We start from the raw sequence: 4,484 nt of genomic DNA on the forward strand, positions 1-4,484 counted from the left end.
CCGGACTTCAGGCGAATACCGGTTCGAGGTCTTCTTCGTCATGGCTCCATCCTCTCAAGAGTTGGAACCTCCAGGAAACCCGGGGCGGTTCACCGCGCCTTGCGGAGCGCCTCCACCATGTCGGCCCGTGCCCTGACCAGGTCCCGCCTGTTCGAAGCAGTGCTTCGAACCGTGTTCCGGGTCGGGCACCCAGACCGGGGTCAACTCGCCGGCCCGGTGCAAACGCGCGAGCGCCGTCGCGTCCCGCCGGTCGGTCTTGATCCGCTCCCCGGGCTTGCGTGGGATGAGGCTCGGCGCGACCACCACGCAGTCGTGGCCACGGTCCCGCAGGTGTCGATACACCCCGTAGCCGCACGGGCCGGCCTCATGGGCGAAGCGCAAAGTTCGGCCGCCCCGGCCAAGCCGGGCCACCAACTTGTCCAGTGCCGACGGTTCGTTCGGGATCTCCCCTATGACCCGGACCTCGCCATCCCGACCGGCCTCCGCGACACAGACGGCGATCGTCGCCTTGTGCACGTCCAGCCCGACAAAGATGACCCTCTCTCCCACGGCCCGTCTCCTGTGCTGAGGCAAGGCGCCGGCACACCCGGCGCAACCCTCGTCATTCCTGCACAGTTCGAGGCGGGCCACCCCCGCCTCAGACGGACATCTGGTCTAGTCACCCTGTTGCAGTACCGGCCGGCTTGCTGCGTCATCAGCCCAGGGCCGCAAACGGATCAGGCTCGTTGGGCCATTCAGCCTTGCAGGCTCCGTCCGGGCCTTGCACCTGTACGTCAGCGTTATGGCCGTTCCGAACCCACCTCGTTGCAGTCGAAATAGCCGCTCGCACGGCTGCGGCCTTCGTCGAATAGCCTGTGTAATCATTGCCATCGTGGCGGATCTTCCACCCAGATCCGTCCTCCAGAACGTAGTAGGTCATCTGCGTCATAGACTTGGCCCTCCCTTTCGCAGCCTTACTCCCGCCCCAAAGTCGTCCTCTGCAGGAAACTCCACCCCTGCAGGTTCTAGCGCTGCCCGAAAAGCAGCCACGCTGGTCGCCCTCGTGGCTCGGGTTCCAACCTCGGAACCTGCGACCGTAACTAGGCAGCTATTCGCCTGAATGGCCAGGCGCTGCTGATGCCAGCCTAGGAGCCTCCCTGCCTCCCGGCACTGCTCCGGCGTCACCGGCCAATCCGCTGGGTTACAGAGGCGGGCCGGACCGTGGTTACACCTTTTCTGGCCCGACCGTGGCACCGCCTTCCTTCACCGCCGTATCTTTGGGCCGCAACGGTCCTTCAGGAAACGTGTAGCAGCGGGATTGTTAAAGGGGGTCGTCACGGTTAGAGCGCCACGTACTGCAGGAGCAGCGAGCCAAGTTCAGCTTCCTGCACCAGGGATGCGGCCTCGGGCAGGGTGAACCACTGGCGCGTCCGCTCCTGCCGCTCCGGCCAGTCAACGGGAAGGCGGTCAACGCGCATCGGAAAGACCTCGACGGTGCACATTACCGTTCGACCATCGGCCAGGTGCTTGTGGTAGCTGTAGGAGCCGGCCGGCTCTAACTGCACCTGCCCGGTGACGCCGGCTTCCTCGAAGGCCTCCTTGGCGGCCAGCTCCGGACCGCTCAACTGCTTTTCCGCCCAGCCTTTCGGGAGAACCCACCGCCGGGTCTCGCGGCTCGTCACCAGCAGCACGAGCGTGAGCCCAAGCTCGTCCTTGAGCGGCAGAACCGCGAACTGCTTACCCGCTTCGCGGTTCGGCTTGCCGGGCACCGCGCTGTACTACTCGGTCGCCACCTGTCCGCCGTGCGCCGCCCCCCCAAAGCCAGCATTGCCCACCTCGATGGGTGAGTAGAGGATGTCCGAGTTGGCCATCAGCCCGTGAGACGCCGCCCCGGTCCGGCTCTGCTGCAACCAGTCCGGGCAAGCGATCGGATGGCCTTGAGCTTTGACCTCCTCCTGTCTCTGATTGGCCAGCATGTAGGTGCAGTACTCGTCAGCCGCCGCGTCAGCGTCCATGTCGGCCGGGATAAGCTCACTGGCCCGGATCGCATCCGAGATCGCCCCCCAGTTGCCGGTGAGCCCGATGCCGGTCATCTCCCGATCGGGCCGAACCTCCGTGCTCAGGCGTACTGCGTTAACGATGATCGCGGTCTGCACGATCCAGAGGAACTGTTCTTGCTTGGTCACGAACCCTCCTGGCTCCTCTCGCGTGTCGCTGATGCTTGTCGCAACAGGGCCGGAAGCCTGTGGCTTGGGCGTGAGGGGAGCGACCCCAGGAGGACCAAATTGCCGGGCTCGCCTCCGAGCCCACCACGACTTCCGGTGTTCATCTTTGGTCAGGATTCGATGGCTGGATAGGCGTGAGCCGCTTGCTGGCGTTCTGTTGAACAGGTCGGGTAACCCTCAGATTGCCATGTCGTGAGAGGGGGGAGTGGGCGCAGGCAATTGGACGCTTGCGCGCCTGGCGCACCCCAAAGATCCATCACTTGGCCGAAAGCCGTGGCCGACTTGATCACCTTGGCGCTGGCACCCGGCAACACTGCCGATATCAGCATGGCCCTGGCGCTACTCCAGGCCGTGGCGAGGCTTCGACGCCGTATCGCGAACAAGGCCTAACGACGCAGACAGCCTCGTCACTGGCTGCAGGACAGGCGCATCGAGGCTGTCGTCCCGTCCATCACCACGCGCATCGTGCCCTATCTTTCTCGACCACCTCGCCTGTAAGCGCCGCAACGTCACCAAGCGTCTATTCTGCCGCCGCGAGAACTGACGGAGACTGGCCATGCGCTACGACCGTCTCGCCCGGAATTACATCGCAAGCTTCGGCCTCATGGCCGCCATCATCAAGTGAACCTAAATGAGATTCCTACCTAGTGTCCCGGTTCTGAAATTCGTGACAAAGCCTGCTTCGCCGTATCCTCGCCCAAGGACCGCAGGCAGAAGCGCTTGACGCTGGCGAGGATGTCGTCGGCTGATTTGACCCAGCGGAAGGGCTTCGGGTCGGCGTTGGTGGCGTCCACGAAGGCGTGGATGTCACGCTCAAGAGCGCCGACTGAGCAGTGGACACCGCGGCGGATCGCGCGCTCGGTCAGCAGCCCGAACCAGCGCTCGACCTGGTTGATCCAAGACGCCGAGGTGGGCGTGAAGTGGACGTGGTAGCGTGGCCGCTTGGCCAGCCAGTCCCGGATCAGCTTGGTTTTGTGGGTGCCCAAGTTGTCGAGCACGAGGTGGACGTCGAGATCGGGCGGGACCTGGGCATCGATCTCGTCGAGGAACTTACGAAACTCGGCTGCGCGATGCCGAGGAAAGCACTTGCCGATCACCGTTCCCGCTTTGACGTCGAGGGCCGCGAACAGGCTGGTCGTGCCGTGGCGGACGTAGTCGTGGGTGCGCCGCTCGGCTTGGCCCGGTCGCAAAGCCAGGAGTAGCTGGGTCCGGTCAAGCGCTTGCACTTGGCTCTTCTCGTCCACGCACAGCACCAGCGCGCGGTCGGGCGGCGCGAGGTAGAGACCAACGATATCACGCACCTTCTCGGCAAAGAGCGGGTCGGTGGACAGCTTGAAGCTTTCCATCCGGTGCGGCTGCAAGCCGAAGGCACGCCAGGCCCGGCCAACCGTCGTGGCCGACAGGCCAGACGCTCTCGCCATCGTCCGCAGGCTCCAGTGCGTGCTGCCCTTCGGACGCTCCGCGAGCGTGCGGTCCACCAGCGCCGCGATCTGCTCGTCGACGATCCGTCGCGGCGCGCCAGGACGGGGTTCGTCCAGCAGCCCGTCCGTGCGCTGTCGGGCAAAGCGCTCGCGCCACTTGCCAACCGTATGCTTGGCAATGCCAAGCTCTGCGGCAATCGCCGTGTTGGTCAGCCCCGCACCCGCCTGCAGGACGATGCGCGCACGCAGGGCCAGGGCCTGTGCCGTCTTGCGCCGCCGCGCCCAGCTCTCAAGCTCGGTCCGCTCCGCATCACTCAGGTCCAAGGCTGTCGGCACTCGGTAGGGCATCTGCGCCTCCGCATCAGCCCCAACACTTTGCCACGAATTTCAGGCGCAGGACACTAGGAAGCGCTCCGCCGGGCTTTTGCGGCGAGCGCTGCTTCCAGGGCTTCGGCCTCGCGGACGAGGCGGCACAGCAGTCCGATGCCCTGCTTTGGCGGCAGTGACGCGACCCCGGCCACACTGATCGAGCGCACCCGCCGGGCGGCGGCGACGGCGCTCGGCAGGCCGAGCGTGCCCACCTCCTCCAGCATGTGCGCGACCTGCCCGAGCGTCCCCTCGACCAGGGCCGTCATCCCGGCCGGGGCGGGCTGCTGCCCCGCCCCGGCATTGTCGTTGGCCGCCCCGCTCACGCCGCGCGGATCCCGCCGAGGAAGCGGTCCACCTGGCCACGGAGCAGCTCGGCTTTCTGCGCCAGCTCGCCGGATGCCGCGCGGACCTGGGTCGCCGCCGCCCCGGTCTGCTGCGCTCCTTCCGTCACCCCGCCCGCGTGCCGGCTGACGTCGCGCGTGCCCGCCGC

Annotated in this window: 5 protein-coding genes and 1 pseudogene; all 6 read right to left on the bottom strand. The window is 66.2% G+C overall.

Annotation, left to right across the window (positions count from 1 at the left end):
- Positions 1–174 precede the first annotated feature (174 nt).
- Positions 175–549: pseudogene (locus FHS87_RS22975) on the bottom strand (IS110 family transposase); the annotation flags it as partial.
- Between the two features lie 145 nt (positions 550–694).
- Positions 695–928: a DUF2188 domain-containing protein gene (locus FHS87_RS24735; RefSeq protein WP_184522167.1), complete on the bottom strand. Its 234-nt coding sequence runs from the start codon at positions 926–928 to the stop codon at positions 695–697.
- A 391-nt stretch (positions 929–1,319) separates the two neighbouring features.
- Positions 1,320–1,748, bottom strand: coding sequence for an NUDIX hydrolase (locus FHS87_RS22985; RefSeq protein ID WP_184522170.1), 429 nt, complete (start codon positions 1,746–1,748; stop codon positions 1,320–1,322).
- A 9-nt stretch (positions 1,749–1,757) separates the two neighbouring features.
- Positions 1,758–2,165 carry a hypothetical protein gene (locus FHS87_RS22990; RefSeq protein WP_184522173.1) on the bottom strand — a complete coding sequence of 136 codons (408 nt, stop codon included), beginning with the start codon at positions 2,163–2,165 and terminating at the stop codon, positions 1,758–1,760.
- A 683-nt stretch (positions 2,166–2,848) separates the two neighbouring features.
- Complete coding sequence (locus FHS87_RS22995) at positions 2,849–3,973, bottom strand: IS630 family transposase (protein WP_184522176.1); 1,125 nt, start codon at positions 3,971–3,973, stop codon at positions 2,849–2,851.
- Between the two features lie 53 nt (positions 3,974–4,026).
- Positions 4,027–4,317 (bottom strand): hypothetical protein, encoded by a 291-nt coding sequence (locus FHS87_RS23000; RefSeq protein ID WP_184522179.1) that lies wholly within the window; start codon positions 4,315–4,317, stop codon positions 4,027–4,029.
- Between the last annotated feature and the right edge of the window lie 167 nt (positions 4,318–4,484).

It is taken from the genome of Muricoccus pecuniae (assembly GCF_014199205.1).
In the GTDB taxonomy this organism is placed as follows: Bacteria; Pseudomonadota; Alphaproteobacteria; order Acetobacterales; family Acetobacteraceae; genus Roseomonas; species Roseomonas pecuniae.